Origin of the sequence: Streptomyces sp. SID486 (genome assembly GCF_009865385.1) — a bacterium.
Taxonomy (GTDB): Bacteria; Actinomycetota; Actinomycetes; order Streptomycetales; family Streptomycetaceae; genus Streptomyces.
Window position 1 is genome coordinate 1 of record NZ_WWJT01000342.1, and the last position, 1,439, is coordinate 1,439.

Below are 1,439 nucleotides of genomic sequence, written 5' to 3' on the forward strand. Positions count from 1 at the left end.
AGCCCGGCCGGGGCGCACCGGGGGTCCGGGGGGCGCGAGCGGTCCCGTGGGCGCCGCCGGCCAGCTCGTCCGGCGCGGGCACCCGCATCGAGGTGTGCGTGTCCCGGTTGGAGTCCGGCCGGGCCCCGGGCACCAGCGACACGGCCCCCCGCCGGCGTACCGGTTCGCCGTCCGGCTCGGCCGCGGGGGCCGGCTCCTCCGTCTCGTCCTCGGCGAGCCCCGGCTCGTCCACGTCCAGCGGCGGCATCCCGGCCAGCAAGGGCAGCTGCTCGCGCAGCCGCGCCGCCAGCTCCGACGCGCGCAGCCGGGAGGCGGGCGCCTTGGCCAGGCACTGCACCAGCAGCTGCCACAGCTCTTCGGGGATGCCGGGCAGGGGGACGACGCTCTCGGTGACGTGCCTGCGCAGCACGGCGCCGGGGTGGCCGCCGCCGAAGGGCGTGAAGCCGGCCAGCAGCTCGTACAGGACCGTCGCCAGGGCGTAGATGTCCACGGCGGCCCGCGGCGGCAGGCCCTCCACGATCTCCGGGGCGAGGTAGTCCGGAGTGCCGATGATCTTCGTGGCGCGGGTCCGCTTCGGCGAGTCGATCAGCTTGGCGACGCCGAAGTCGGTGAGCAGGGCCGGATGGGAGCCGCCCGGCCCGAGCGGGCCCTGCATGTCGAGCAGGACGTTCTCGGGCTTGACGTCCCGGTGGACGACCCCGGCCGCGTGGGCCGCCGCCAGCGCGTCCGCGACGTCGGCGACGATCGCCACGGCCGCCTCCGGCGCGAGTCGCCGCTCCCGCTCCAGGCGGGTGCGCAGGTCGGTGCCGCGGACCAGATCCATGACCAGGGCCAGGTCGTTGCCGTCGACCACGAGGTCGCGCACGGTGACGATGTGCGGGTGCTCCAGGCCGAGGAGGGCGGTGCGCTCCTGCACGAAGCGTCCGACGAGTTCCTGGTCGGACGCGAGATCCTCACGCAGCAGCTTGATGGCGACGGGGCCGTCCGGTCCCTCACCCAGCCACACCGTGCCGGCGCTGCCCCGGCCCAGGATCTGGTTCGCGGTGTACCGGCTGCCGATCTTCCGTGCCAAGGCTGCTCCTACAGACGCGTGTTGTTGATAAAACTACGCGTCCGACGAGCCAACCTTCACCGCGGAGACGGAAATCACCCGCCAGGTGTCGACAAATCCATAACCCGGCGATCAGTTTCCGCTGCCGGACGAGCCGCCCAGGTCCTTGATCCAGCCGCCCACCTTGCCGGCCCAGTCGCTGAGCTGGTCCCAGTAGCCCTTGCCGGTGCCGATCCAGTCCTGCAGCGGGGTCAGCTCCCAGACCAGCCAGCTGGCCACCACGAGGATGACGATCGTGAACAGGCAGCCCTTGAGGCAGCCGAGACCGGGGATCTTCATCGGGTTGGCGCTGCGCTGCCGCGGCTCCCGGGGCTCCCGGGCGGGCCGC

The 1,439-nt window shown here is 73.4% G+C and carries 1 protein-coding gene and 1 pseudogene; both read right to left on the reverse strand.

Going from position 1 to position 1,439, the window contains the following annotated elements; all coding sequences use genetic code 11:
* Positions 1 to 1,072: serine/threonine-protein kinase (locus GT045_RS15725; protein ID WP_161334540.1), on the reverse strand; the 1,072-nt coding region annotated here is incomplete at its 3' end.
* Between the two features lie 111 nt (positions 1,073 to 1,183).
* Positions 1,184 to 1,439: pseudogene (locus tag GT045_RS15730) on the reverse strand (serine/threonine protein kinase); the annotation flags it as partial.